General features: G+C 50.4%; 20 protein-coding genes. 10 read left to right on the forward strand and 10 right to left on the reverse strand.

Annotation, left to right across the window (positions count from 1 at the left end):
• Positions 1-6: 6 nt before the first annotated feature.
• Positions 7-1,161: a DUF3298 and DUF4163 domain-containing protein gene (locus tag C7T94_RS15030; RefSeq protein ID WP_107216236.1), complete on the forward strand. Its 1,155-nt coding sequence runs from the start codon at positions 7-9 to the stop codon at positions 1,159-1,161.
• Positions 1,162-1,209: 48 nt separating this feature from the next.
• Here the strand turns inward: C7T94_RS15030 and C7T94_RS15035 are convergent, their stop codons facing one another.
• The 4 genes from C7T94_RS15035 to guaB form a co-directional block, all read right to left on the reverse strand.
• Complete coding sequence (locus C7T94_RS15035; protein WP_239495037.1) at positions 1,210-1,671, reverse strand: 3-oxoacyl-ACP synthase; 462 nt, start codon at positions 1,669-1,671, stop codon at positions 1,210-1,212.
• Between the two features lie 2 nt (positions 1,672-1,673).
• The gene (locus C7T94_RS15040) at positions 1,674-2,252 is read right to left on the reverse strand and encodes a nitroreductase family protein (RefSeq protein WP_107216237.1); all 579 of its coding nucleotides are present in this window, start codon (positions 2,250-2,252) and stop codon (positions 1,674-1,676) included.
• Between the two features lie 99 nt (positions 2,253-2,351).
• The gene (locus C7T94_RS15045) at positions 2,352-5,249 is read right to left on the reverse strand and encodes a TonB-dependent receptor (protein ID WP_107216238.1); all 2,898 of its coding nucleotides are present in this window, start codon (positions 5,247-5,249) and stop codon (positions 2,352-2,354) included.
• A 203-nt stretch (positions 5,250-5,452) separates the two neighbouring features.
• Positions 5,453-6,922, reverse strand: a complete 1,470-nt coding sequence (gene guaB, locus C7T94_RS15050) for an IMP dehydrogenase (RefSeq protein WP_107216239.1) — start codon at positions 6,920-6,922, stop codon at positions 5,453-5,455.
• A gap of 201 nt (positions 6,923-7,123) precedes the next feature.
• On the opposite strand from guaB, the gene C7T94_RS15060 reads away from it, so the two are divergent.
• From C7T94_RS15060 to C7T94_RS15070, 3 genes are all read left to right on the forward strand, one after another.
• Positions 7,124-8,959 (forward strand): outer membrane protein assembly factor BamB family protein, encoded by a 1,836-nt coding sequence (locus C7T94_RS15060; RefSeq protein WP_107216241.1) that lies wholly within the window; start codon positions 7,124-7,126, stop codon positions 8,957-8,959.
• A 94-nt stretch (positions 8,960-9,053) separates the two neighbouring features.
• The gene (locus C7T94_RS15065) at positions 9,054-11,057 is read left to right on the forward strand and encodes a DUF3857 domain-containing protein (RefSeq protein WP_107216242.1); all 2,004 of its coding nucleotides are present in this window, start codon (positions 9,054-9,056) and stop codon (positions 11,055-11,057) included.
• On the forward strand, positions 11,054-12,949 hold the full coding sequence (locus tag C7T94_RS15070) for a DUF3857 domain-containing protein (protein WP_107216243.1): 1,896 nt from the start codon (positions 11,054-11,056) through the stop codon (positions 12,947-12,949). The genes C7T94_RS15065 and C7T94_RS15070 overlap by 4 nt, the downstream gene beginning before the upstream one ends.
• Before the next feature lie 29 nt (positions 12,950-12,978).
• On the opposite strand, the gene C7T94_RS15075 is transcribed toward C7T94_RS15070, so the two are convergent.
• Both C7T94_RS15075 and C7T94_RS15080 read right to left on the reverse strand, forming a co-directional pair.
• Entirely contained in the window at positions 12,979-14,253 is a 1,275-nt protein-coding gene (locus tag C7T94_RS15075) for a M16 family metallopeptidase (protein ID WP_107216244.1), read from the reverse strand.
• A complete protein-coding gene (locus C7T94_RS15080) occupies positions 14,246-15,484 on the reverse strand; it encodes a M16 family metallopeptidase (protein WP_107216245.1) in 1,239 nt (412 codons plus the stop codon). Before C7T94_RS15080 ends, C7T94_RS15075 begins: the two co-directional genes overlap by 8 nt.
• A gap of 164 nt (positions 15,485-15,648) precedes the next feature.
• Here C7T94_RS15080 and C7T94_RS15085 point away from each other — a divergent pair, with 164 nt between their 5' ends.
• The gene (locus tag C7T94_RS15085) at positions 15,649-16,773 is read left to right on the forward strand and encodes a CofH family radical SAM protein (protein ID WP_107216246.1); all 1,125 of its coding nucleotides are present in this window, start codon (positions 15,649-15,651) and stop codon (positions 16,771-16,773) included.
• 70 nt (positions 16,774-16,843) lie between these two features.
• Here the strand turns inward: C7T94_RS15085 and C7T94_RS15090 are convergent, their stop codons facing one another.
• Together C7T94_RS15090 and C7T94_RS15095 are read right to left on the reverse strand one after the other, a co-directional pair.
• The gene (locus C7T94_RS15090; RefSeq protein ID WP_107216247.1) at positions 16,844-17,704 is read right to left on the reverse strand and encodes a ferritin-like domain-containing protein; all 861 of its coding nucleotides are present in this window, start codon (positions 17,702-17,704) and stop codon (positions 16,844-16,846) included.
• A 12-nt stretch (positions 17,705-17,716) separates the two neighbouring features.
• Positions 17,717-18,427, reverse strand: a complete 711-nt coding sequence (locus C7T94_RS15095; protein ID WP_317046925.1) for a ferritin-like domain-containing protein — start codon at positions 18,425-18,427, stop codon at positions 17,717-17,719.
• Between the two features lie 131 nt (positions 18,428-18,558).
• Between C7T94_RS15095 and C7T94_RS15100 the strand changes: the two genes are divergently transcribed.
• The 5 genes from C7T94_RS15100 to C7T94_RS15120 all read left to right on the forward strand — a co-directional run bounded on the left by C7T94_RS15100 (position 18,559) and on the right by C7T94_RS15120 (position 24,613).
• Entirely contained in the window at positions 18,559-19,338 is a 780-nt protein-coding gene (locus C7T94_RS15100) for a LytR/AlgR family response regulator transcription factor (RefSeq protein ID WP_107216248.1), read from the forward strand.
• Complete coding sequence (locus C7T94_RS15105) at positions 19,328-22,261, forward strand: sensor histidine kinase (RefSeq protein WP_107216249.1); 2,934 nt, start codon at positions 19,328-19,330, stop codon at positions 22,259-22,261. Before C7T94_RS15100 ends, C7T94_RS15105 begins: the two co-directional genes overlap by 11 nt.
• Before the next feature lie 257 nt (positions 22,262-22,518).
• The gene (gene scpB / locus C7T94_RS15110) at positions 22,519-23,085 is read left to right on the forward strand and encodes an SMC-Scp complex subunit ScpB (RefSeq protein WP_107216250.1); all 567 of its coding nucleotides are present in this window, start codon (positions 22,519-22,521) and stop codon (positions 23,083-23,085) included.
• Positions 23,086-23,195: 110 nt separating this feature from the next.
• Positions 23,196-23,393, forward strand: a complete 198-nt coding sequence (locus C7T94_RS19430; RefSeq protein WP_162618726.1) for a hypothetical protein — start codon at positions 23,196-23,198, stop codon at positions 23,391-23,393.
• Between the two features lie 101 nt (positions 23,394-23,494).
• Positions 23,495-24,613, forward strand: coding sequence for an N-acetyltransferase (locus C7T94_RS15120; RefSeq protein WP_107216252.1), 1,119 nt, complete (start codon positions 23,495-23,497; stop codon positions 24,611-24,613).
• Positions 24,614-24,615: 2 nt separating this feature from the next.
• Here the strand turns inward: C7T94_RS15120 and C7T94_RS15125 are convergent, their stop codons facing one another.
• Both C7T94_RS15125 and C7T94_RS15130 read right to left on the reverse strand, forming a co-directional pair.
• The gene (locus tag C7T94_RS15125; RefSeq protein WP_107216253.1) at positions 24,616-24,942 is read right to left on the reverse strand and encodes a helix-turn-helix domain-containing protein; all 327 of its coding nucleotides are present in this window, start codon (positions 24,940-24,942) and stop codon (positions 24,616-24,618) included.
• A gap of 32 nt (positions 24,943-24,974) precedes the next feature.
• Positions 24,975-26,327 (reverse strand): UDP-N-acetylmuramate--L-alanine ligase, encoded by a 1,353-nt coding sequence (locus tag C7T94_RS15130; protein ID WP_107216254.1) that lies wholly within the window; start codon positions 26,325-26,327, stop codon positions 24,975-24,977.
• Positions 26,328-26,336: the final 9 nt, after the last annotated feature.

Raw genomic sequence — 26,336 nt, forward strand, 5'->3', positions numbered from 1 at the left:
CTGAAAATGAAAAAGCGCCATATCTTCTTTGCACTGATGTTTCCTTTGGCCATCGCCTCCTGCAGAAACCCCGACAAGACCAAAGAAACCGCCACGGTAAAACAGGCTCCTGCAGCCAGCACCAAACCTGACAGCTTGTTTTATAAACATCTTGAAGGCACCATTGGCGGCAAACCGGTGGTCATGGACCTCATGCGTACCGGGCAGCAAACGGTAGGCTCCTATTATTACCGGGAAGTCGGCATTCCCATCAAATTACAGTTCGATTCCTTGAATAATGAAGGGGCACTTGTCATTTCAGAAATGACCTGGAGCAACGGCGGAAACCGCAAATCGCCACAGTTTACGTTAAAATGGGCCGGAAAAGTATTCGCAGGCACCTGGAAAGATGAAGATAAAGGCAAGTCTTACCCGATTACACTGACAGAAACCTATGCAAATGGGTCGGTACCCTTTCGCGTGGTCCGGGTTGTTGATTCAGTACTCGCTTTCCCCGGTAGAAAGAACTCGCCCAGGGCAAAGGCTGCCATACAGGTCATCGTTGCTGAGGCGAATGCCAATTCCCGGTACGTCAATACGCAGGTCAAAGAACTCATGCGTTTGCAGGGTTCTGACTGGACAGAGGCGCTGCGCGGAAGCGCAAAACGCTTTTTCAGCGAGTACGACACAGGCATCAGCGAAGAAGATTTAAACGATCCTGCGGCCATGACGGCGACGATGAACTATGAATCCGTAGAGAACCTCGGCGTTCGTTACAATGAAAATAACTTCCTGGTTTTCGAGGCCCTGAATTATGCATATACCGGCGGTGCGCATGGCAACCACGGCATCACCTTTTCATGTTTTGACCTGGTTTCGAAAAAGAAACTGCAGCTGAAAGACATTGTTCGCATGGATTCAGTGAGCCTGCAGCAGGTGGTCGAAAAAAGGTTCAGGCAGCAATATGGCCTTGCGCCAGATGCCAGCCTGAAGTCGATCCTTTTTGATGATTTCCTGCCCGCAAACAACAATGTTTATTTTAACAGCAAAGGGATCGGTTTTCTGTACAATCCTTACGAGGTTGCGGCTTATGCCGCCGGCGAGCTGGAGGTCTTTGTGCCCTACAGCGACCTGAGGACTTTCCTGGCGCCTGCCTTTAAGCAGCGCATGCGTATCCCATAACTGCCAAAAAAGCGATCCAGGCCTATTTTGCCGCTTTTCCGCAACGGCTCACAAGATTTCCTCGATCAGGAAAGTACGCCCGTTAAAAGTTACAGATTTGCCGGGTATCTGGCTCATCAGCAGCCTGCCAAGCGGCGCTGCCTGCGAAATGGCTGTAACAGGTATGCCCCCGGCCGCCACCTGCCCGGCACTGATGCTGATAAAGAACCAGCCCAGACTGGTCCTGACGAGGCTGCCGTTCGAGACCGTTGCCGTTGCTGCAAGCGGCAGCTGCAGCAAAAATGCCCGCTGCCGGCCAGCCTCAAACAACAGTTTCCTGTTGTTATCAATCTGCTGCTGCATCATTTCGCGCGTTGTTTCATATTTATCGCCTGCACTGCTTTTTGTATCATCTTTGGCCGCCTCCTCGGCGAGGCGCAGCGCTGTTCCCGCTTCGTCCAGGCGTTGGTCTGTGAGCGCCAGCACCGCTTCCACGACCTGCGTTTTAAAATCCTGCATGTCTTGTACCATGCTTATTCTTCAATCCACCGGACTTTTTCTTCGATCGGGCCGCGCCTGGCTTCGCGGGGAGCTGCTTCATGGTATCCCATGTAAAAGATACCCAGACACTGTTCATTTGCACCCAGCTCCAGGAAAGGTCCGAGTTCGCCGATCATCGCCGGGCTGCTCCAGTAAGCGCCGATTTGCAGGGATTCTGCGGTAAGCGCCATATTTTGCACAGCGCAGCCCATGGCTGCCACTTCTTCCCATTGCGGTACCTTATCTGGATGGTAACTGATGTTAAGTGCCACCATGACATTGGCACGCGCCGCTTTTTCAAGAATGCTGTCGTATTTTTTTTGCAGGAACTGCGCATCGGTTACAGATGCCCGGTACAGCCGCGCCAGTTCGGCGCCAAAACGCGTTTTGCCCGCGCTGCGGAACACAACAAAACGCCAGGGCTCGGTGAGTTTATGTGTGGGCGCGTAATTGGCGCTCGCAAGTATGGCCGCCAGGGCTTCACGCGGAATTTCCTGGTTGGTGTAACTCTCCGGAAAAACGCTGCGGCGTTGGGCAATGATGCGGTTTAAAGTTTCGAAAGACGGGTTCATAGCCACCAAAAATAGCGTTTATATTGTACAGCGACTGTAAAATATCTTCCCGGATAAAGGCATAAAGGGACGGCAAGGCCGCCCCCCTACAGACAGGTGTTATTTTTGAAGCAGGCCGTCGAAGGTAATCGAGGCATAATACAGTGCACCGAGTGTCGGGCCGCCGGCATACTGGATATAGTGTTTATTAAACAGGTTGGTACCACCCACTTTGATAAAGGCTTTCGCCTGCGGAATGCGGTAACTGACCTGCGCATCGAAATTGTGGTAAGCGGGCACCCTGGCGTTCACGAGCGGGCTTTCCCAAAGAAACGCTTCCTGCCATTTCCAGACCACATTGAAACCAAAATTCGGCAGGATTTCCCGGTTACCGAAAGACAGGTTCGTTGCCCAGTTTGGCGTATTGAAGCCCGTCACGAAAACATCCTTTTCGGTATTTTCGGTAATGTCACTGTAGTTGACATTACCGGCGACGGTAAATTTACCGGTAAAGTTATAAGTAAGTCCGAGTGAGGACCCGAAATTATTATAGGTATTTTTCGCGTTGGTATAAACCCGGTACCGGGTCTGTTTAGAACGGTTAGCCGCGAGCATGTCTGTAACAGCTGCGTCCGAGCCGATCGTTCCTGATGCCGGCACTGCAACTTCCACCTGTCCGAGAAAGCCTGTGTACTGATTCGAATAAGCGTCGATATCCAGCACCAGTTTGTTATTGAGGAGGGCCGTTTTATAACCGATCTCGAAAGCTTTAATCCGCTCGGGCTCAGTAGCGCGCAGGCGGGTCGCCTCGAGCAGGGAACGGTTTTTCAACGCTGCGTCGTTTGCTGTTAAACCACTGGCTACATCCTTGTTTACAGCGGCATTAAAAGCATTCACCGATGTCAGGGTATAGGAATTATCGAGATAACCCAGTCCTTCATTGATGTAAGACAGACCGCCCACACGCCTCACATTACCATTGTTCACGAAAGACAGCGCTTCGAACAGCGCCGGAAAACGGAAACCATTCTGGAACGACGCCCTGAAATTATGTTTTTCAGCAAGCGTATAGACAGCCGCTACCCGCGGGTTCAGTTTGGCTTTGAACTCTGGGTTGTAATCGTACCGGAGCGAACCATAGAGCTTCAGTTTTTCTTCAAAAAAGGTACGTGTAACCTGCGCAAATACGCCGAATTTCTTGTAGTACACATTGTCGCCAAAACTTCCGTTGGCAAGGGGTTTGTTGCGTTCGGAAACCGGCCGGCTAAAGTCTACAAAATTGTTCCCGTCGGGGATGACCTCATAAATGGTTGCGTCGCCGCCTACCAGCAGGTTCAGGAAGCTGATTTTACCTGTCAGGTCCCATTGCGCATCGCCATGGTAGGTGCGGCTGCGTTGGCTGAGCCAGGCACCTCCGGTAGCCGGAGCCCCGGCAATGCCTGCATTGGCATGGTCCCAGTTGTTGATGCCGATGATCGTGTTTTTTAGCTGGCTAAAGGCCGCCGTTCCAGGCTCTACACGGCCAAGGTCTGCGTTCTGCCGTGCAGCCACCATGGCATCGGCCAGCGGAACGCCGTTATTCAGTTGCGTCTGAAGCGAAGTTTTGAATTTATCGCGCCAGGCATTGTTCGATAAATGACTCAGGTCCAGGTTGTCGGCCAGGGGTTTAATGTTGTACGAATTGCCGGTATTTTCTGTAGAGAGATAAGTTCGGACCACGTAATTGGCGCCCTTGAGCTCAATTTTATGGTTCTGCACCCGCACATTGTCCAGCTGGATCTTGTTGCCGCGCTGAAACACGCCGTCCATGGTGCCGAAACGGTAGCTGTAAGAAAGTTCGGCTTTCTCTGTGAGGCGGTAATGCAAGGCGGCGTCGAACTTCAGGTTGGAAACCACAGGCCGCGACAGGTCGGCCTCCCGGTAACCCGTACGTCGAACAAGAAAACTCTGGTTCGGCTTACCGTTATAGGTAATTCCGCTCACTGTTACCGCATTATTGGTCTCATCTCCATAAGTGTTCCAGCCGTCGTAAGCCGGGTTAACAGCGCCCCCCAGCTCAGGATACAGCGGATTGGCTGTGTTCAGGTTGTTGGGGTTTTGGTCCTGGTAAGAGTTCGAAAGCCAGTCCGTTCCCCGGAGGTAACTCAGGTTAACCTTAAAGGCGAATTTATTATTGAACGCGCGGGCATACCTGATTGCGTTTTCGGTCAGGTTGCTCAGCTCGCGGCCGGTACCACCAAGATGATTGAGACCGGTTTTGCTGTAAAAACTAAGCCCCTGGTACAGGAACGGGCTCTTCGTAAGAAGGTTGGCCATGCCGTTTATGGCATTCATGCCATACAATGCCGAAGCCGCGCCCGGGGTGATCTCCACACTGGCGATATCCAATTCGGTCGGCCCAATGGCATTGCCCAATGGCACGCCCAGGGTGGCCGCCTGCATGTCAACACCGTCTGACAACTGGACAAAACGAAAGTTGTTCGGGATATTGAAGCCCCGGGTATTCGGTATTTTGAAGGTGATGCTTGACGTAGTCATCTGTACACCCTTTACATTCTCCAGCGCATCATAGAAACTTGGCGCCGGCGACTCGCGGATAGCCCGGATATCAAGTTTTTCAATGGCAACCGGCGACTTCAGGATGTTCTCTTCCACACGCGAAGCCGTAATGACCACATCCTTGCCAAGCAGCGTCTGGGTCTGCAGTTCAAAAGACAGTTTCGAACCAGGACCGTTTACCACGTATTCCTGTGTCTGGAAACCGATAGAAGAAATGACAAGAGTAAACGGGTACCGGGCGCGGGTGCGCAAAGCGAACTCACCCTGTGCATTGGTACTGGTACCGGCAACCGTACCTTTTACCACCACGCTGACCGCCTGCAGCGGTTCTTTGGTGTCGCTGCTCAAAATTTTGCCGCTAATCTCGACCAGATTAATACCCTGACCCAGGGCCTCGTTCGAGAGGATAAAGAGTGTTAGAAGTAAAACAGATTTGAAAAGGAAGTATCGTGGTTTCATGTCTTAAAAATTGGTGTTGTTGATCAGGAAGGGTTTTGGTAATTGGCTGGGACAACAACGAGAGCGAACGTTTAAAAAAGTTTTTTTCATTTATATAAAATCTATAGATTAAGTCGACAAATATAAAATCAAAAATGCAGGCAGCAAATTTTTTACAAAAAAAATCCCCGCAAGTATGCTGCGGGGATCGTTGAAAAGAAGGTTTAACGGGTATAATTGGGCGATTCCTTGGTAATCGTAACATCGTGCGGATGGCTTTCGCGCATGCCGGCAGCTGTAATGCGCACAAATTTGGCCTCCTGCAGATCTGAAATGGTGGCCGATCCGCAGTAATGCATGCCTGCACGAAGTCCGCCGATATATTGGTAAATCACCTCTGCCAGCGTCCCCTTGTAAGGCACACGCCCAACGATGCCTTCGGGTACCAGTTTGGTTACCACATCTGTTTCATCCTGGAAATAGCGGTCTTTAGAACCTTTTGCCATGGCATCGACAGAACCCATGCCGCGGTACGATTTGAATTTACGGCCTTCGTAAATAATGGTTTCGCCAGGCGATTCTTCTACTCCGGCAAACAGCGACCCGGCCATAATGGAACTGGCGCCTGCAGCGATGGCCTTTACAATATCGCCGGTTTGTTTGATGCCGCCATCGGCAATAACCGGGATGTTTCTGCCCTTCAGTGCCTGGGCACACTCAAAAACTGCATAAAGCTGGGGAACGCCTACACCTGCCACGATGCGGGTGGTGCAGATGGAACCCGGACCTATACCTACCTTAACTGCGTCTGCGCCGGCGTCGGCCAGGGCAACCGCAGCTTCGGCGGTCGCAATATTGCCTGCTATGACCTGGAGGTCGGGGTACAGGCTTTTTACCCGTTTCACCATGTCGATCACCCCTTTTGAATGCCCGTGAGCCGTATCAATGGTAACTACATCTACACCGGCCTGTACCAGTGCAGCTACCCGGTCAATGTTGTCGCCGGCAACGCCGATTGCCGCACCGACCCGCAGCCGTCCGTGTTCATCTTTACAGGCCTTTGGGTAGTTTTTGTATTTCTGAATGTCTTTATAGGTGATCAGGCCAATGAGCAGGCCATCTTTATCTACAACAGGCAGCTTCTCGATCTTGTGGTTCTGCAGTATTTCTTCAGCCTGAACCAGATTGGTTTTTTCCGGTGCAGTGACCAGGTTGTCTTTGGTCATCACTTCGACGATCGGCCTCGACATATCTTTCTGAAAACGCAGGTCACGGTTGGTGATGATACCGACCAGGCTGTTGCCATTGCGAACCACCGGGATCCCGCCGATGCTGTTCTGCTCCATCAGTTTGAATGCATCGCCCACCGAGGCACCTTCATCGACCGTGACCGGGTCCTGGATCATCCCACTTTCGGAACGCTTCACTTTCCGCACCTCCCCTGCCTGGCGCTCAATGGTCATGTTTTTATGAAGGATGCCGATCCCGCCGGCCTGCGCGATCGCAATGGCCAGGTCAGACTCCGTTACGGTGTCCATCGCTGCCGAAATGATCGGAACGTTCAGTTTAATGCGGGCTGTAAGCTGCGTGCTGGTGTCCACATCGCTGGGAAGCACTTCAGAATAGGCAGGAACCAACAATACGTCATCGTATGTTAGTCCTTCGGCGATAAATTTTTGGGGATCGAGTTGCATAGCAAATAATGATTAGGAGTTATTATTTGCCGGGCAAAGGTAATTCAATTTTTCCTGAATCGCAACGATCGGCTGTTACGCGGCCTTCAAAATGTGATCCTGTTGACAAAGCAGGCGGTCTCTCTTTAACATGTTGATTACAGTGCTCGCATTTTCCCGCATAAATGCGCATATTTAAATCGAAAACAGCAAAAACACGCAATGAAAAAATTAATGATCCTGGTTTTGGCGGCTACCCTGGGGTTCAGTGCCTCCGCCCAGCAATTCAAATATGCATTTGTAACCGATACACATGTCGGTGCAGAAAGCGGCGAACGCGATCTGCGCAATACGGTTGCCGACATTAACAGGTTAACCGATATCGACTTTGTGCTGGTTACCGGCGACCTCACCGAGATGGGAACCAACAAGGAACTGGCTTTGACCAAAGAGATTCTTTCAGGACTGAATAAGCCTTATCACGTGATTCCGGGCAACCACGATACGGGCTGGTCAGAGTCTGGCGGCGTGTCTTTCATCCGTACATTTGGCAGCGACAAATTTAATTTTACGCACAAGGGTTTTCTGTTCATAGCAAATGCCTGCGGTCCATATGTGCGAATGTCTGACGGCCATATCCCGCGCGATGGGATCATCTGGATGGACCAGGTGCTGAAAGCCGCCCCGGCAGGACAGCGAATCGTGTTCATTAACCACTACCCGCTTGACAACAGCCTGGACAACTGGTACGAAGCCACTGACCGGCTAAAAAAATACAACGTCCAGTACTCAATCTGCGGCCATGGCCACCAGAACAAAGGCTACGATTTTGAAGGCATTAAGGGCACCATGGGCCGCTCTAACCTGCGTGCCAAAGACAGCATTGGTGGCTACAACATTGTAACCATGCGTCAGGATTCGGTGTTTTTTGCCGAGAAACGCCCCGGGCAGCCGCTTCAGAACCCCTGGCGCATGCACGCGCTGGAAACCTACCGGAATGACGGCCGCACGTTCCCCCGCCCCGATTCAACGATCAACGGGCAGTACCCTGCAATAAAAAAGGCCTGGTCTTACCACAGCGCTGCAAACGTTGTGAATACCCCGGTAAAGCACAAGAACCTGGTTGTATTTGGCAACAGCCTGGGCACCGTCGAGGCGCTGACCGCCGATGCCGGAAAAAAAACCTGGAGCTTTCAGACCGGCGGAGCCATTTACAGTTCGGCTGCCAGCTTCAAAGATCTGGTCATTATCGGCTCGGGCGATGGGAAAGTCTATGCGCTTCGTGCAAAAACGGGACAACCCGCCTGGACCTTCACAGCCAAACAAGCTGTCTTAGGCAGCCCGCTGGTTAAAGGCAATACGGTTTACATCGGTTCGAGCGACAGCTGTTTCCGCGCGCTCGATGCCCGGAATGGCAAAGTACTATGGACATTTAACGGACTTGGCGGCACCATTGTCGGCAAACCGCTGCTGACCGGAAATACGGTCATTTTTGGCTCCTGGGACCGCCACCTGTACGCGCTCGATGCGAAGACAGGGGCGCTGCGGTGGAAATGGAACAACGGCAACGCAAACCGCATGTTTTCGCCGGCCATGTGCACGCCGATTGAAAAAGACGGCATCGTGTATATTTCAGCACCCGACCGTTACCTGACAGCGATTGACCTGGCAACCGGCCAGACCCTCTGGCGCAACAATGAGGCACGTGTTAGGGAATCGACCGGAATCGCAGCAGACGGCAGCTTCATTTATGGAAAAACCATGCAGGATGAAGTTGTAGCTTTTGCCCCCGGCCGCAGCAATCCCGGCATTGCCTGGAAACTGAACGTCGGTTTCGGCTACGAACACGCGCCATCCATGCTCATTTCGAAAAAAGACCGTGTTTACTTCGGTACGCGCAACGGTGTAGTGTATGCCATCCGGGCTGATGGAAAAGAGACCCTTTGGGGGCATAAGGTAGATAACTCGATGGTTAACACGGTGAACGTGATCAGCGAAAATGAAACCCTGGTTTCCACAATGGACGGTGTGGTCACGCTGATCAGGGAGAAAAAATAGCCGTGTGCCGGTGCAGCGTTGGTGTACCGGCACCAGAAATTATTTTTAGTTTAAACAAAACTTTTTTATTATTGCATGATTAACGCGATCACTCATGCAATTCAAATTCATCCCGGCTTTGCTGTTTGCAGCATTGTCCTGTTATGCGGCATCTGCCCAGACGCCCGCCAAACCTAAATTTTCTAAATTCGGAAAAGTCGATGCTGCAGAATTCGCGGTCCGTGCGCCTGGCGCCGACAGTGCCGCTGCTGCCATAAAAATTTTCGATGTCGGCAGCTGTTATTTCGACATCAACCCCACTTCGGGCGGCTTTGCTTATGTTTATGAACGGCATCTCCGGTACAAGATCAACAGCAAAAATGCTTATGACCTTGCCAATTTCGAGATCGGCCTGTACCGCAACTCAGGCAGCAGTCGCGAAACGCTCGACAACATGGAAGCCGCAACTTACAACCTGGAAAACGGCAAGGTTGTCTCCCTGAAAATGGGAAAAGACGCCCGCTTTACCGAAAATGTGGACCGCTCGAACAGCATCAAAAAATACACGCTTCCCAATGTAAAGGAAGGCTCGATCATCGAATACAAGTACAGCATCAAGTCAGACTTTATTTTCACCCTGCGCGACTGGAGCTTCCAGGCCGGTTATCCTACACTCTATTCAGAGTATACTGTAACCATACCAGAGTACTTCCGGTACAAAGTCATGCCCACCGGATTTTTTCCGATAAGCATTGCCAAACAGGAAAACGTCAATGCCAACTACCATATTCCCGGGGCTGGCAGCGTGAGCACCACAGCGCAGTACACCAAATACGTTACAGAAAATGCACCTGCCATAAAGACCGAGGCTTTCATTACAACGCTGAGCGATTATACCGCCAAGCTGGAATTTGAACTGCTTGCCACAAATTTTCCCGGCGATTATTACCGCGACTATACGGGCAACTGGAGCAAGATCGTAGGCGAACTCGCGGCCGATGAAAATTTTGGCGGCTACGTCAAACCGTCGGGCTATACGCGGAACCTGGCTACTGAACTCGTCGGGTCCGACACCTCGGCCATGAACCGGACCACGCGTATTTTTGAACATGTAAAAAGAAGCCTGAAATGGAACGGGCATCACCGCATGTACACCTCGCACACCAGCATCAAAACGGCATTTGAGAAAAAGACCGGCAATTCAGCCGACATCAACCTTGCACTTGCAACCCTGCTGAATGATGCAAAAATACCAGCCCGTGCGGTCCTGGTCAGCACCCGCGACAACGGCGCACACCCTGGTTACCCCATGCTCAGCAAGTTCAACAATGTTGTTGTGCAGGCGCTGGTTGGTAAAGAGACTTACCTGCTTGATGCAACAGACCCCGAACACTACCCGGGTATGCTGGCAACAGCAAGCCTGAACCATACCGGCCTGCGTATCGGCGACACCGGGGCCGCCTGGATACCGATTGAAGCCACCGCGCCTGCACGCGAGAATTACCAGTATAACCTGGAACTCAGCTCTGAAAACAAACTCTCGGGAACGTTGTACCACTACAACAGCGGCCACAAAGGGGTGCACCGGCGAAACAGCTACCGTCAGGCGGCGAGCGAGCCTGAATTCGTCAAAGCATTTAAAGCCGACAAACCGGGTTTGAATATTTTGAAATACAAGGTCGATGCGCTGGACAGCCTGCAGAATCCCTTCGTAGAAACTATGGAGGTTGCCATCGAGGAACAGGTTGAAGAAGCCGGCGATCTTATTTATTTCAATCCGCTGCTCTTTCAGCGCACCAAAGAAAACCCTTTTACACTTGAGGAGCGCAAATTTCCTGTTGATTTTGCTTATCCTTCTGAAGAAGTTTACCGCATTGTGCTGACCTTCCCCAAGAATTATACAATCGAGAAGACGCCGAAAAGCCAGGTATTCAAACTGCCCGACAACACGGCGACCTTCAGCTTCATCTTTAACCAGCAGGACAACCAGATCCTCATTACCAGCAAGATCGCCATCAACAAATCCATGTTCTCCTCAGACGAGTACCTCGATCTGAAAGAACTTTTCAAAAACGTGGTCAGCAAACAGGCTGAGCAACTCGTTTTCAAAAAAATATGATCAGGGCTGTACTTAACGCACTGGCACTGACCTGCCTCTGCTTTCCGGTTGCTGCACAGGATTTTGATGCCGGCAAAATTGATCCGGCGTTGTTGCACCACGCCTCGTTTGTGGTGCGTAAAGACGATACGCGTTTCGAGGTAAAAAGCCCCGGCAGTGCTGTTCAGACCTGCACTTATGCGGTCACCGTGCTGAACAAAAATGGCGACCCGGCTGCGGCCTTTACTGAATACTATGACAGATCCAGCTCGATCTCCAACATCAGAGCTACTTTGTATGATGCTCAGGGAAAAAAAGTCCGTGATTACCGCTCATCAGAACTGATTGACCAGAGTGCAATTTCCAGTTATTCACTGTACGAAGATTACCGGGTCAAACACCTGGAAATGAACAACCAGGCCTACCCTTACACGCTCGAATACAGTTATACAAAAGATTACAACGGCCTGCTTAATTACCCGGCGTGGCGGCCGCTTGCCGGCTTCGGGTACGCGGTAGAACATTCCACCTACGAGCTCATCATACCGGAGGGACTCAACGTCAGGATGCACAAAAGCCGTGACCTGGCCACAGATTCGATCGCTAAAGAGCGGAAAATACGCTATCGCTGGTCTGCAAAAAACCTTTCTGCCTTCGAGCCTGAACCACTCAGCGCCGGCCTGGAGAGCGTGACGCCCTGGGTGCAGATCTCGCCTAACCATTTTGTGTATGACAAAGCCGAAGGCAGGCTGAACAACTGGCAGGACCTGGGAAAATGGATCTTCGACCTGAGCAATGGCGGCGATCAACTCAGTGCCGAAAAGGCTGTGCTGGTGCGGGAACTGGTCAAAAAAGCAGGATCAGCCCAGGAAAAAATCAGCATTCTTTACAATTACCTGCAGCAAAGCACCCGGTATGTGAGCGTTCAGCTCGGTATTGGCGGTTTCAAACCCATCGCAGCAGAAAAGGTGTCGCAGGTCAGTTACGGCGATTGCAAGGCCCTATCTAACTACATGAAAGCCATGTTGAAAGAAGCAGGAATCGCTTCAAACCTGGTGGTTATCGGTGCCGGACTGCCGTCGCTCAAAAGAGACTTCGCCAGTTTTAACCAGGCGAACCACATGATTCTGAGTGTACCATTGGGTAAAGACACCACCTGGCTCGAGTGCACGAGCCAGCAGCAGCCTGCGGGGTATGTGGCGCATGGTATTGCCGACCGCACCGTGTTGCTGGTTACCGAAAAAGGCGGAATCCTGGCACGCACGCCTGCGCTGAATCCGGAAAAAAATTTCCAGCGGCGTCAAGCCACTGTTACCCTGCTTGAAGACGGCAATGCCCAAATCAAAGTCAATACAACATTCGGTGCAGCGCAATATGAAGACAACATGGAATTGCTTTCTTCAGAACCATCTGAGCAACGCAAATACCTGCTTTCGCGTTATGCGGCAATTAACCCTGAGCTGGAGTCGTATGCTTTCAAACAGCCGGACCGCGCCAGGCCCGAAATGCAGGAAGACCTGGCAATCAAGGCAATCAAGGTGCTGACATCGGGCGGGGACCGCTCCTTTCTTACACTGAACCTTCTGAACAGGCGCGAAGCTATTTTACCCGCTATAGAAGCGCGGAAAACACCCTTCGCCCTTCCGTTCGGCTACCAGGACGATGACGAACTGACTTTTGTGCTGCCGGCTGGCTACAAAGTGGAATTTTTGCCAAAGCCGGTTACCCTGGAAAGCGAATTTGGAAAATACGAGGCAAGCGTAACGCAGCAAGACGGTAAAATTCTTTACAAACGCCGGCTGCGCATACAGGATAAAACGTTCGCACCCGGAAAATACAATGACTTGGTCGAGTTCTATAAAAAGATCTATCAGGCCGACAAGGTCAAAGCTGTGCTTGCCAAAAGCGCTTAACACCATAGGGCCCGCCGAATAAGGCGGGCTTATTTTTTGCCCACTGTAACCTCTACAAACTGCTCCGGCCGCAGGTAGGTTTGCGCCAGGTGCTGCAGCCGCTCTGCGCTAACCGTGCGAATGGTTTCGATGTAGTTGCTGTAATAGTCATAATCCATGCCCGAGAAATGCACATTTTTGAACTTGTCTGCATGCGAGAAAACGTTCTCAAGACTACCCAGCAACGATCCCATCATGTAATTCCGGACCAACGAAAGTTCTTCGCCGGCTACGGGTGCCGATTGCAGCAGGCTGATTTCGCTATAAATTTCATTGAGCGCAGCCTGGCTTACTTCTGCTCCTACCTCTGTCGAAATAAAGAAATAACCTGCATGTTTGAGCGAAGCGAGTCCTGAACCGATCCCGTAGGTAAATCCTTTGTCTTCGCGAATATTTGCCATGAGCCGCGACCCAAAATACCCGCCGAGTACGCAGTTTAAAACCTGCAATGCAGGGAAATCCGGATGCCTGCGGTTGATGGTCAGCGTGCCCAGCCGGAGCGCCGACTGGAGTGCGTCGGGAACTTCCTGGTAAATTTTCCGTGCATCAGGTTCGCCTGGCGTAAATTGCTGGGCGGCGGCTTTTTCTTTTACTTCCCAGTCAGCTCCGAAAAACCGGTCCAGCAAGTTAAAGCTGCGCTCGTCAAATTTACCGGCAGCTACAATGGTGCAATTCTCCGGACTGTAGCCCGCTGCGAAATACCTGAGCAGCGTGCCGCGGTCAAGCTGGTCATAATCTTCTGGCTGCGGCACATAGCCGTAAGGCGTGTTGCCAAGCACCGCGGCCGAAAACAACCGGCGCGCTACAAAATCGTTTTTTTTCAGGTTGACCAGCAGCTTCTGCTTCTGGTTGCGCGCGAAAATGTCCAATTCATCGGCCGGAAATGTACTTCCTGTCAGCACATCGTGAACAATTGGCAGCACCGCTTCAAGGTGTTTGGTCAGGGTATACAGGGTTAATGACGCATGGTCAGGATTGTAATCGGTCTGAAGAAAGGCCCCATAAAAATCGACACTTTCGGCGATTTCCCGGGCTGAACGCGTTGCCGTTCCGTTGTTCAGCAGATTGTTGACGGCCATTGATTGCAGCGGACTGCCTTCGGCATGGTCAACGTTTTCAAAAATAAACTCGATGCGCACAAGATCTTGGCCGCCCGCAACCAACGAGAAAACGGGTATGCCATTGCGCAGCGTCCTGTGTTCGGGTTTTATAAACTGGATATCAGACACAAGTCCGAAAGCGGGTGCTTCTGTACGGTTAAGCATTTTTCAGGTAATAAAGGATGGAACTTTTTTCTTTCGTAAAGGTTGCAGCTGCCGCCTGCATGATGTCGGCGGCCTGTACGGCATGGTACCGGCTGGTTTCTTCGTTAAACAGGTTCGCGTCGCCAAGCAGTTCGTAGAACGCCAGGTTCATTGCTTTGTCAAGCAGGCTCATTTCGCTGAACGCCATGGTCGACTCGACCTTATTCTTCACTTTGGTCAGCTCTGCCTCGCCTACCGGCTCGGTAGCCAGCCGCTGAAGCTCTGTCCAGATCCCGGCTTCTGCCTCTTCCATCGGTGTCCCTTCAGAAAGTTTTCCTTCGATCACGAACAGACCCGTATCGAGGCTACCCATGTTGTAGGCATTGATTTCGCTGAACAACTGCTTTTCCTTGAGCAGGGAATTGTAAAGCCTGGAAGATTTTCCGCGGGAAAGAATGTCTGAGAGCAGGTCGAACGCATAATAGTCAGGATCCGTGCGCCGTCCCATTTTGAAAGCCATGTAAATGGCATCAAGCGGTACATCGGCTTTCACGGTTTCGGTCCGCGCTTCAGTTTGCTCGGGTTCCTGTGGCAGGTCCCGGTCGTACCTGGGCCCGGACGGGATACTGCCAAACCATTTCTCTGCCATTACCTTCATGTCGTCGGTCTTCACATTGCCGCCCACGACCACGATGGCATTCTTCGGATTATAATGTTTCCTGAAAAACGCTTTGACATCGTCCATCGTGGCCTGTTCGATGTGCGACAGCTCTTTACCGATCGTTGCCCAGCGGTAAGGGTGCTCCCGGTAGGCAAGCGGTCTAAGCTTAAGCCAGACATCGCCGTAAGGCTGGTTAAGGTAACGTTGCTTGAATTCTTCGCAAACCACATTGCGCTGTACCTCAAGGCTTTTTTCTGTAAAGGCCAGACTCAGCATGCGGTCACTTTCCAGCCAGAATGCGGTTTCGACATTTTCTGAGGGAAGGGTCAGGTAATAATTGGTGATATCATTGCTCGTAAAAGCATTGTTTTCGCCCCCAACGCGTTGCAGGGGTTCATCGTATGATGGAATGTTCAGCGATCCGCCAAACATCAGGTGCTCGAAGAGATGCGCAAAACCGGTTTGACCGGGATTTTCGTCACGCGCGCCAACATCATACAGCACATTGAGTACGGCCATTGGCGTGGTTGGATCTTCATGTACAAGGACTTTAAGTCCATTATCGAGCGTAAAACGGGTGAAACTTACCATAGGTCTGTGAAAGTCGGTAAATATAGCTTATTTCCGGCCTAATCTTAACAATTCGGGCCACCCCTGGTTTTACCTCAGATAATGGTTTTGTAAAAAAGCCATTCGATTTTTGCCGGGGCAGGCAGGGTACGCTTCGCCACCACTATATTTGGTATATTTGCCGTATGAATACTGCCGACTTGCTGCAAAAAGCCAGGAACTTTGAGTTTCTGAGCATCGAAGAAGGAATGTTCCTCTTTAAGGAAGCGGATACCGCTTCGCTGATGTTTACTGCAAATGCCCTTAGGAAAATCCAGGTACCCAGCGGCAAGGTAACCTGGCAGATTGACCGGAACGTGAACACCACCAATGTTTGCATTGCCAACTGCAAGTTCTGCAACTTCTTTCGCAGACCCGGGCATGAAGACAGCTACATTACCGATATCGAGACGTATAAGGTTAAGATCGAAGAAACATTTCGCCTTGGGGGCGACCAGCTGCTGCTGCAGGGCGGCCACCACCCGGACCTCGGCCTGCAGTTCTATGCAGACCTGTTCAAAAAACTGAAAGAGCTGTATCCAGACCTGAAACTGCACGCACTCGGACCGCCCGAAATTGCGCACGTGGCTAAACTGGAAGGCATTTCACATACCGAAGTATTGCGTACGCTCAAAGAGGCCGGACTTGATTCGCTGCCCGGGGCGGGTGCAGAAATACTGAATGACCGCGTCAGGCGGCTGATCAGTAAAGGGAAATGCGGCGGCAAGGAATGGCTTGACGTGATGCGGGCTGCCCACCAACTGGATATTACTACGTCGGCGACCATGATGTTTGGCCATGTAGAGACCCTTTATGAGCGGTTTGAACACCTGGCCTGGATCAGGGACGTACAAAGCGAAAAACCTGAAGGTGCCAATGGATTCCTGGCGTTTATTCCCTGGCCCTTCCAGGATGACGGCACGCTGCTGAAGCGGCTTCGCGGCATCAGCAACAACGTTTCGGCAGATGAATACATCCGCATGATTGCCCTGAGCCGGATCATGCTTCCTAACGTTAAAAACGTCCAGGCAAGCTGGCTGACCGTGGGCAAAAAGACCGCGCAGCTTTGTCTGCACGCAGGTGCGAACGATTTTGGCTCGATCATGATTGAAGAGAACGTCGTGTCGGCAGCAGGTGCCCCGCACCGTTTTACGGCAAATGGCATCCAGCAGGCCATTCGCGAAGCGGGGTTCGAACCGCAGCTAAGGGGCCAGAAATATAATTATCGCGAGCTGCCTGAACATCTTGAAGAGCAGGTTATTACCTATTGATTCAATAAAAAAGGGGTAAACAACTCGCTTGTTTACCCCTACCTAAAACTAAACTTCCTTACCTGGAATATTATACGATGAACGGATCAACGATGGCAAGTACCTGATCTTTGGTCAGCGGCTCATCGAAAGCCTCAGAAGCGGCTGCTGCTGAAATATTCTGACCGTTAATATTCTGAATACCAACACCAGCCTGGCTCTTGATCTCTTCGCCATTGTAGGCCGGCTGAACGGCTGAGTCTGCAATGCCACTCTGATTTTCAGTAATCCATGGTTTAACCACTACACCGGCTGGTACGAGCGATCCGTTTGCACGGCGCATCTGCCTGATGTGTGATGCATGACGGGCCTCTACCGAATGGATATTCAATGCTGCTTCGAGCACACCACCAGAGCCGAGCAGATCGCCGGCCTGTCCTTTGTAAGCCCGTACGCCGGTATCTTCAAATGTCTGGGCTACAGCCAGGAACAGCCCGTAGTTGTTGAACGCTTCTTTAAATGGCCCGTTTCCACTGCCATTTCCGCCCGAAAAATCGAACGTTGGTTTAGGCACCGGGGTTCCGCCGGCCTGCGTAATGGCCGTTCTCAGGAATGCCACGTGCTGATTTTCATGATCGCGAATCGTCGTGATCGCCCCTGTGGGAGCACCTGCGGGAATCAGTGCAGTGCCGCGCTCAACAGCACGTGTATAAAATTCTGCCTCGAGATATTCAAGGGTCAGGGCAAAATTCAACACGTTTAAAACCGTAGAACTGGTTTGCCTGCCGTAGGCTTTTTTAAACATGGAGCCCAGTGCAAAGGGCAGCGATGCCAGCGCGACTTTAGAGCCAAAGCCATAAAAATCTTTCATGGCCTGCCTGCGCGGACTTAAGCGGTCTGCAATGCTGTTGTCTGCTTTTTCAATTTCGTCTATGATATGTAGGATATTCATGGTCGCTCTGGTTTAAGAAGGTAAATTACTTGCATTAATCTTGGTCTTGATGTACGCTCCCGCGATGGCGAGCACATCTTTTGGTGCCTTGGATTTTTCGAGTCCGTTTGCATCCACTACTTCGCTATTTGCGAAAGAGCCGTTCGCGATCAGGTCGCGGATGAGCGCCGCATGGCGTGCCTCAACAGATACGATCTTGCCGGCCAGCAGCAGGTAGTTTTTGTCTTTGATCAGCCGGCCTGCGCCATTGTAGGCTGCGCAACCCAGGTCTTCGAATGCCTTGGCCGTAGAAAGAATCGAGGTCCTGTCGCCGAAATTAATGGCAGAAAAATTTACCTCGAGTGCGGGAATCGCATTTCCCTGCAATGCATTCTTAAAAAATTCGCGGTGTGCGACTTCGTGGTCGCGGATATCGGTCAGGTAGGCTTTTTCTATATCGCTGAAAGCAGCAAAGCCGGAACCCGCTACTACCTGCGTATAAAAAGCCGCTTCAAGCTGCTCTAACGCATAGGCATAGTTTAAAATACCAATATCGTCTTTGCCCAGGTCTACACCGTCTGCGGTTTCGAAGTTCGGGTACCGGTTCTTTTTACAACCGGCAGCAACAAGTGCCATACCGGCCATGCCGGCGCCTGCAAACTGCAGGAAGGTACGGCGGGAGCTGATCAGCCCGCTTTTACCTGAAATCAGCTGAGATTCTTGGTTGTCAGTAGTTTTCATCATGGTTATGGGTTTAAATTTCAATAAGTGATCTGCTTTAGATACGAAAGAGCAGCGCCGCCGGATTTCATAAAAAGCGTTTTTTTTATCTGCGCTTTTTTTTAGATAACTTAAGCCGCTCAATCAACACAGAAATGCTTAAGGCCATTATCGCAGACGATGAGGAATTTGCCCGTTCCTCTCTCTTTTTTCTCCTGCAACAGCATTGCCCGGAGGTCGAGATCAATGGCATTGCCCGCTCAGTGGCTGAGGCCAGGGAGCTGCTCGAGCAGCAGAAGACAGATCTGGTCTTCCTGGACATTGCTATGCCCGGCGAGAACGGCTTCGAACTGCTGCCCGCTATTTCACGGCACCAGGCCATGGTCATCTTTACCACCGCCTATGACCAGTATGCAATCAAGGCCATCAAAGCGAATGCACTCGATTACCTTCTTAAGCCCATTGACATTGATGAACTGATGGTAGCGGTTGGCCGGGCTGCCGAACGCAAGAACCTGACCAGCGGCCAGCTGGGTGCAACAGACCGCCTGCAAAACCTGGCCGGAGACCTGAGTGCACGTACTGAACTGAAAAAAATCACCCTTCCGAACGGCCAGGGTTTCAGGGTTGTTGAACTCGACAACATTGTCCACATTGAGGCAGACAGCAACTACTCAGTTTTTAACCTGGTCAATCTTGAAAAAATAACCGTTTCAAAAGTACTGCGCGAATATGAAGAGCTGCTGCCCGACCACAGGTTTGTGCGGGTGCACAAGTCGAGCATCGTTAACCTGGATTTCGTGAAAGAATACCATTCCCGTAACGGCCTGCAGCTTATTTTAAAAAACGGCGAAATTATTAACGTTTCCAGGCGACGGGCGCCCGATTTCTTTGAAAAGATTAAATCTTATACCAATATTCAGGGTGATAAATAAAGTCCTTCACCGGTTTCTGCTTGTGTGCTGCATCCTTTTTGCGGGGCCGCCCCTGGTTGCACAGTCGCCTTACCTGTCACATTTCAGCGTTCGGCACGGACTTGCAGGCAACAACTGTTTTAATGTGCTGCAGGACAGCAAAGGTTACATCTGGGTTGCTACAGATGCAGGTGTAAGCCGGTTTGACGGAAAAGAGTTTGAAACTTTCACGGTTGACAACGGGTTGCCCGACACGCAGATTCTGCAATTGAAAGAAGACCGTGCCGGCCGCATCTGGTTCCTGGCCCTCAACGGCAAACTAAGTTACCACTATAAAGGACTGATCTACAACGATGCAAACAATGCCATGGTTCGGAAACTGAACCTGCATGCGGTTATCGTTTCCTTTCTCGAAGACAGTCGGGGCAGACTCTGGTTCGGCTCGAATGCAAACCGGGTAGGCATGTGGGACGGCAAAAATTTCAGGGTGTACACCAGCCCGGAAGACAAAGCGCAGCTGATCAATGCCCTGATCCACGAAGACCAGGAAGGACGCATCTGGGCGGTCAGCAACGCCCATGCCTCCCTGCTGAACGGCAAAACCTTTAAAGGGGTGAACAGCAAAATCCTGCCCCTGTCTTACAAGACTGCGGCCAATATGCAGGACCGCACCATGCTCTTTATTGGCAAAAATGGCCTGAACCGCTGGAGAAACGGCCAGGTCATTCCTTCTCTTCCCATAGACAGCGCGCTGTTGGCGGGTAATCCGGGTTATTTTTTTTACAGCCCGCGCAGCAGCCTTTGGTTAAGCAGTCAGAACGGCGTGCTGAACATCAGCAATGGCACCATGCGAAGGTTTCTGCCGGGCGTACCGGTTACACAGACCATAGAAGACCGCAATGGCAATATGTGGTTCACAAGCGCGAACGGCCTGTATATGCTGCCGCGTGAGAACAACCAGGTCTTTATACTGAACCGGGAAAACGGCCTGGCAAACGAGTCGGTCCGTTCGGTTGTCATGGACAAAAACAATAACCTTTGGCTGGGCAGCGACAAAGGGCAAATCACCATGGTCAACTCCCGTAACTTTGCCTGCCACACCATTGACCTACCCGACAAAAGGAAGTTCAGATCAATCAAACAGCTTGAACTGGACGGAAACAGCCTCTATTTTGCATCCGAGTACGGCCTGGGCGTGATCCGGAATATTTATAAAAGACCACACCGCATCGACTACCTGCGTGAAGCGAATGATGTGCTTTTTGTTGTCAAACACTTCAGCCTCGGACCAAACCGGGAACTGGCACTTGCCCTTTCGTCGGGGGTGGTCATTATTCCTGACCGCGAGGCAAAAAAGCTGGAATTTTCTTCCATGCGCTTCCGTGAGCGGCAAGATTTCTTCAAAGACCGCTCTTACCATGCCTTTTATGACCGCAGTCACCGCCTTTGGTTTTCGAATATTGAAGGACTTTTCGAGTTTTCCGCGGGCCGGCTTAACGCACACCGCGACGCTGCGCGGCTGCTCAACAAAAGGGTAAACGACATGGCAGAAACTGCCGATGGAACGCTGATTATCGCCACAGATGGGTACGGCCTGGTGCTGTACAAACCGGGTGGCGCTGTTCGCCACCTGACCCGGGCAAACGGGCTTACCGACAACATCTGCAACCGCCTCTTTATTTCGGGCAAGGATATCTGGGTAGTGACCAACAAAGGCATCAACAAAATAAAACAGGACGGCAACCGGTTCAGTGTGTCTATTTTCGAAGATGGCAAGGACCTGCTGAACAACGAGGTTAACGATGTATTTATTGGTAGCCGGTATGCGTATTTCGGCACCAACTCCGGCCTGGTCTTCCTCGCAACGAATAAACGCAGCACCACAGACCTGTCGCCGCCGCCAATTTATATCACCGCCGTTTCAAACAATAAATCGCCGCTGGCTATCGATACTGACAGCCTGGTGCTCAGTCCCGGCAGCAACAACCTCAGCATCGATTACAGTGCCCTGAATTTCCGTTCAGGAAACGTGGTTTACCGGTACCGCCTCAAAGCCGGCGGCAACTGGACCCAGACAAAGAACAGGCGCATCGAACTGTCTTCGCTCGAACCCGGCGATTATACCTTCCAGGTTAGCGCCAGGAACCAGAACAGCAGCTGGAGTAATCCAGCCACGCTGCGCTTCAAAGTAACCGGTATGTTCTGGCAAACGCCCTGGTTCATCCTGATCAGCATTATACTGGCTGCATATATCTTTTACCGGCTGGCCGCAGGCATCACAAAACGGCAAAAAAATAAAGAACAGAAACAGCTGCTGCTGCAAAACAAGGTCCTCATTCTTGAACAGCAGGCCTTACAGGCCATGATGAACCCCCATTTTGTGTTTAATGTCATGAATTCCATTCAGCATTTTATCAATACGCAGGACAATTCTGCAGCAAACCGCATTCTGACCGGCTTCGCCAAGCTGATCAGGAAAAACCTGGATATCTGTACAAAGAGTTACATCGCAGTTGAAGAAGAACTGGAATACCTGAACCTCTACCTGAAACTGGAGAAAAACCGTTTCGGGGAAAAGCTCAATTACCTGATCAACGTTGACCCGGCCATTGACCGGGAAGAAACCATGATCCCCTCCATGCTCTTGCAGCCTTATATCGAAAATGCGATCTGGCATGGCATTATGCCGAAAGAAACAGGCGGTACCATTCACATTGCCATGCGCGAAAAAGACGACCACCTGTTTATCGAGATCAGGGACGACGGCGTAGGCATTGAAAATTCCAGGCGCAACCAGCGTGGCGGCCACAGCAGCAAAGGCATGGAACTAACCAGGGAGCGAATCCTGCTGTTGAGCCAGATTGCATCAAAACCTATACAACTCCATATTTTTCAGAACGGTGTATCAGGCACGGTGGTACAAATCCTGTTGCCGCTCAGCTAGGATTTACCGTTTACTCAATTATCACTACCACTTACTAAAAGAGGCCTACAGGTATCTCAACTTTGCTCTATAATTGTTTCATGATAAACAGGTAAAAAACCTGATTACCAAAAGCGTTCTTATAGAATTGATATAGATATTTAAACCTAACCTAAAACTATATCTTAATTCAGGTTTCATTTGTGTGTTGAAAGCGGTAAAGTTTAAAACTTTCCCGCTTTTTTTGTTTTAAGCCACTTTGAATTACCTTTGCGCACATGTCTGAAGCTCCGATTCAACAACACATTGAAGCACTCATTTTTTCTGCCCAGGGCAGCATTTCTGAAGAGGACATCCGCATGGCCATTTACTCGGCCCTGCAGGTGCAGCTCAGCAAGGCTGACGTAGAGGCGGCCTGTCTGGCCCTCGAGAAAAAATACGCAGATGCGTTTTTTTCGTTCCGTCCGGTCAGGATCGGGGGCGGTTACCAGTTTCTTACCAAACCGGACTATTTCAACGTGGTGAATGTGTTGCAGCAACAGCAATCAAAAAAGAAGCTTAGTCAGGCCGCAATTGAAACGCTGGCGATCATTGCCTACCGGCAGCCGATCACCAAACTGGAAATTGAACAGATCAGGGGTGTCAATTCAGACTACTCCGTTCAGCGGCTGCTCGAAAAAGAGCTCATCAGCATAGCCGGGAAATCAGATGGGCCGGGAAAACCGATCCTGTACGGAACCAGTGCGCAGTTTATGGACTACTTTGCCCTTAGTTCCATTGATCAGCTGCCCAGGCTGAAAGATATCGCTGCCGATGAAAACAGCATTGGTGCCGTGAACGACTAGGCCAAAAGCTGCGTTTAAAATTAGCAGGCGTAGATTCTTTGTTTTTTCTTCGAAAAGATTTTTGTAATTTTAGTTCAGTAAAAAATCACAGCAAACATTATTTTTGTGTAATGAAAACGCCAAAGAAACCAACAAAGAAGAGTGAGGTGACAAGTCCTGAAGACCATACAGACAGCCTTTCAGAACTGGACCAAAAAGGCAAACGGCCATTTGATGATGATGAAGACGATGATGACTTTGAACTGCCCATCGATGATTTCGATACGTTCGAAAGTTTTGATGACGATGACGACGATGACAAGTACTAAAACCGGACAGACTGAGTTTGCGATCTGAACCAGCACCCGGACCATATAAAAAAGCATCCTATTTCCGGGATGCTTTTTATTTTTGCAGCACAACATAGCCTATGAAAATTACACCTGTTACCAGCAGCCAGGATAAAAAGGTCTTTTTGGACATCCCGAAGTTCATTTACCGCAACGACCCGAACTGGATTTGTCCGCTTGATGAAGAAGTTGAAAACGTCTTCAACCCGGCAAAAAATCCCTTTTTTGAACATGGAAGCTGCAGCAGGTGGCTGTTGTATACCGATGATGGTAAGCCGGCAGGTCGTATTGCCGCCTTCATCAACGAAAAAAAAGCCTATCAGTACGATGTCCCTACAGGCGGTTGCGGTTTTTTTGAATGCATCGATGACCAGCAGGCTGCTGATCTGCTGTTTGATACAGCCAGGAACTGGCTGCAGGAGCGCGGCATGAAGGCCATGGAAGGTCCCATCAACTTCGGGGAGAACGACACGTTCTGGGGGCTGCTTATCGAGGGTTTTACCCCACCCTCTTTCGGCATGAATTACCACCTGCCGTATTACCAGCAGTTGTTTCTCAACTACGGCTTTGAAGTGGCTTATGAGCAGATTACCAATCACCTGGCCATCGAAAAACCGTTTCCCGAGCGTTTCACAAAAATTGCAAACTGGGTAGCCCGGAAAGATGGCTATCATTTTGAACATTTTTCGGTTAAAAATAAGGATAAGTATATCAGCGACCTGATGGAAATTTACAACGACGCCTGGAAAGATTTTGACAATTTCGTTCCGATTAAACGCGGGGTGCTGGAAAAGAGCTTTAAAAGTATGGAACCGATTATGGATGAGAAACTGATCTGGTTTGCTTACCTGAACGGAGAACCCGCGTCATTCGTCGTGATTATTCCTGACGCGAACCAGATGATCAAGGGATTTAACGGAAAGCTGGGTTTGCTCGAGAAGATCCGATTTGCATACCGCAGGTGGAAAGGCGTAACGCGCATGCGCGCTGTGGTGATGGGGACAAAAACTGCCTTTCAAAAACATGGCCTGGAGTCAGCGCTGTTTATCAAGTTAAAGGAGTATGTTATTCCCCTTAAACAGTACAAAGAACTTGAACTGTCCTGGGTTGGCGACTTTAACGACAAAATGCTTGCTATACACCAGGCCACGGGGGCAACATTCGGTAAACGACATGCTACCCTTAAAAAATTATTCTGATCTTATTTTTCCTTTTCGCGCTCTTCGTAAAGATCGATCACTTTTTTCTGCAATTTGATAATTTCGAGCTCGCGCGAAGTCAGCAGTTCTTTCAGATTCTTGATTTCGTCCAGGTTGCTGTTGTTTTCTCCGTTTGTGTCAATAATAGATACCACGCTGACGTCGAAAAGGTTAGCGATCTGCGACAGCCGGGACAGGTTCACGTCTGTGATCCCGGTCTCAATTTTAGAGAAAGCCGGAATGGAGATGTTTAGCCGTTTGGCTACCTCCCCCTGGCTCCAGCCCTGTTTTTGGCGTAATTGCCTGATGTTTTTACCGATTGTGTTCATTTTGTTATTAGGGTGTTTATGGGGTTTTTAGCTTAATCTTTAATCAATTCATTTGCAAGCCTTACGAGATCCATTCCTGCAAAATTACCCGAACTCATTAACAATAAGTTAGCTGAACCATACGCCAAACCACGCAAATGTTTTTCTAATGTTTCAACGTCTTTATAGAAGTGTAAATTTAAGTTATTAAAGGATATTTGCACCTCTTTGTAGTGAAAAGGTTGCAATCTTTTTTGTACGAATGTTTTTTCATCTATGAAGACAATCGCCTCATCTGCAAGGTCCATGCTGCCTGCATATTCGCCAAGAAATCTCTTATCTAAACTGCTGAAAGTATGGAGTTCTACGCATGCAACAAGTTTTCTTTCAGGGAACTGCGACTTAACGGCAGCAATCGTAGCTTTTAACTTTGACGGGGAATGTGCGAAGTCTTTATACACGTTCATATGCTCAGAAGAGGCCAGCAGCTCGAGGCGTTTCGCCGCACCCCTGAATGAACTGATTGCACGGTCAAAATCATCAGCCCCTATGCCCAATTTCAGGCAAACCGCCTTCGCTGCACTGAGGTTCAGCAGGTTATGTATGCCGAATACCTGCAGCGGAATATTTCCAGGCCTCAGGTAGGTCCTGCCTGCCTCTACCGAATGCCCGGGCACTCCATAGGGTATTTTTTCGATGTGACTTTGATTTGCGTTAACCAGTTTTTCCAATTCGGCGTCGTCTTCAGAATAAATCAACGTTCCGCCGGGGGTAATGGTTTCGATAAAGCGTTCGAATTGTTCCCGGTAAATTTCGACGGTCGGGAAAACATTGATGTGATCCCAGGCAATACCGCTGATCACGGCGAGGTTTGCATGGTAAAGGTGAAACTTGGGTCGCCGGTCTATGGCCGATGCCAGGTATTCATCGCCTTCAATGATGATTACAGGTGCGTTGCTCAGGGAAACCATGGTTTCAAAGCCTTCGAGCTGGGCGCCCACCAGGTAGTCAAATTCCCTGCCGCTGGCCTTCAGTACATGCAGGATCATCGACGTGATCGTTGTTTTTCCGTGGCTGCCGCCAATGACCACACGAAGTTTCTCTTTACTTTGTTCGTAAATGTATTCTGGATACGAAAAGATCCTGATGCCCAGTTCCTGCGCCCGGCGCAGTTCAGGATTGTCTTCTCGGGCGTGCATACCGAGGATCACGGCATCCAATTCAGGCGTAATCCGGTTTTCGTCCCAGCCGGTTTCGGCAGGCAGGATACCATATTTTTCCAGGCGCGAGCGTGCGGGATCATAGATAACATCGTCAGAACCGCTTACTTCATAACCCTTTTGTTTAAGGGCCATGGCAAGGTTGTGCATGGCGCTGCCGCCAATTGCAATCAGGTGTATTCGCATAAAAGTAAA

The sequence above is a fragment of the Pedobacter yulinensis genome (genome assembly GCF_003029735.1).
In the GTDB taxonomy this organism is placed as follows: domain Bacteria; phylum Bacteroidota; class Bacteroidia; order Sphingobacteriales; family Sphingobacteriaceae; genus Pedobacter; species Pedobacter yulinensis.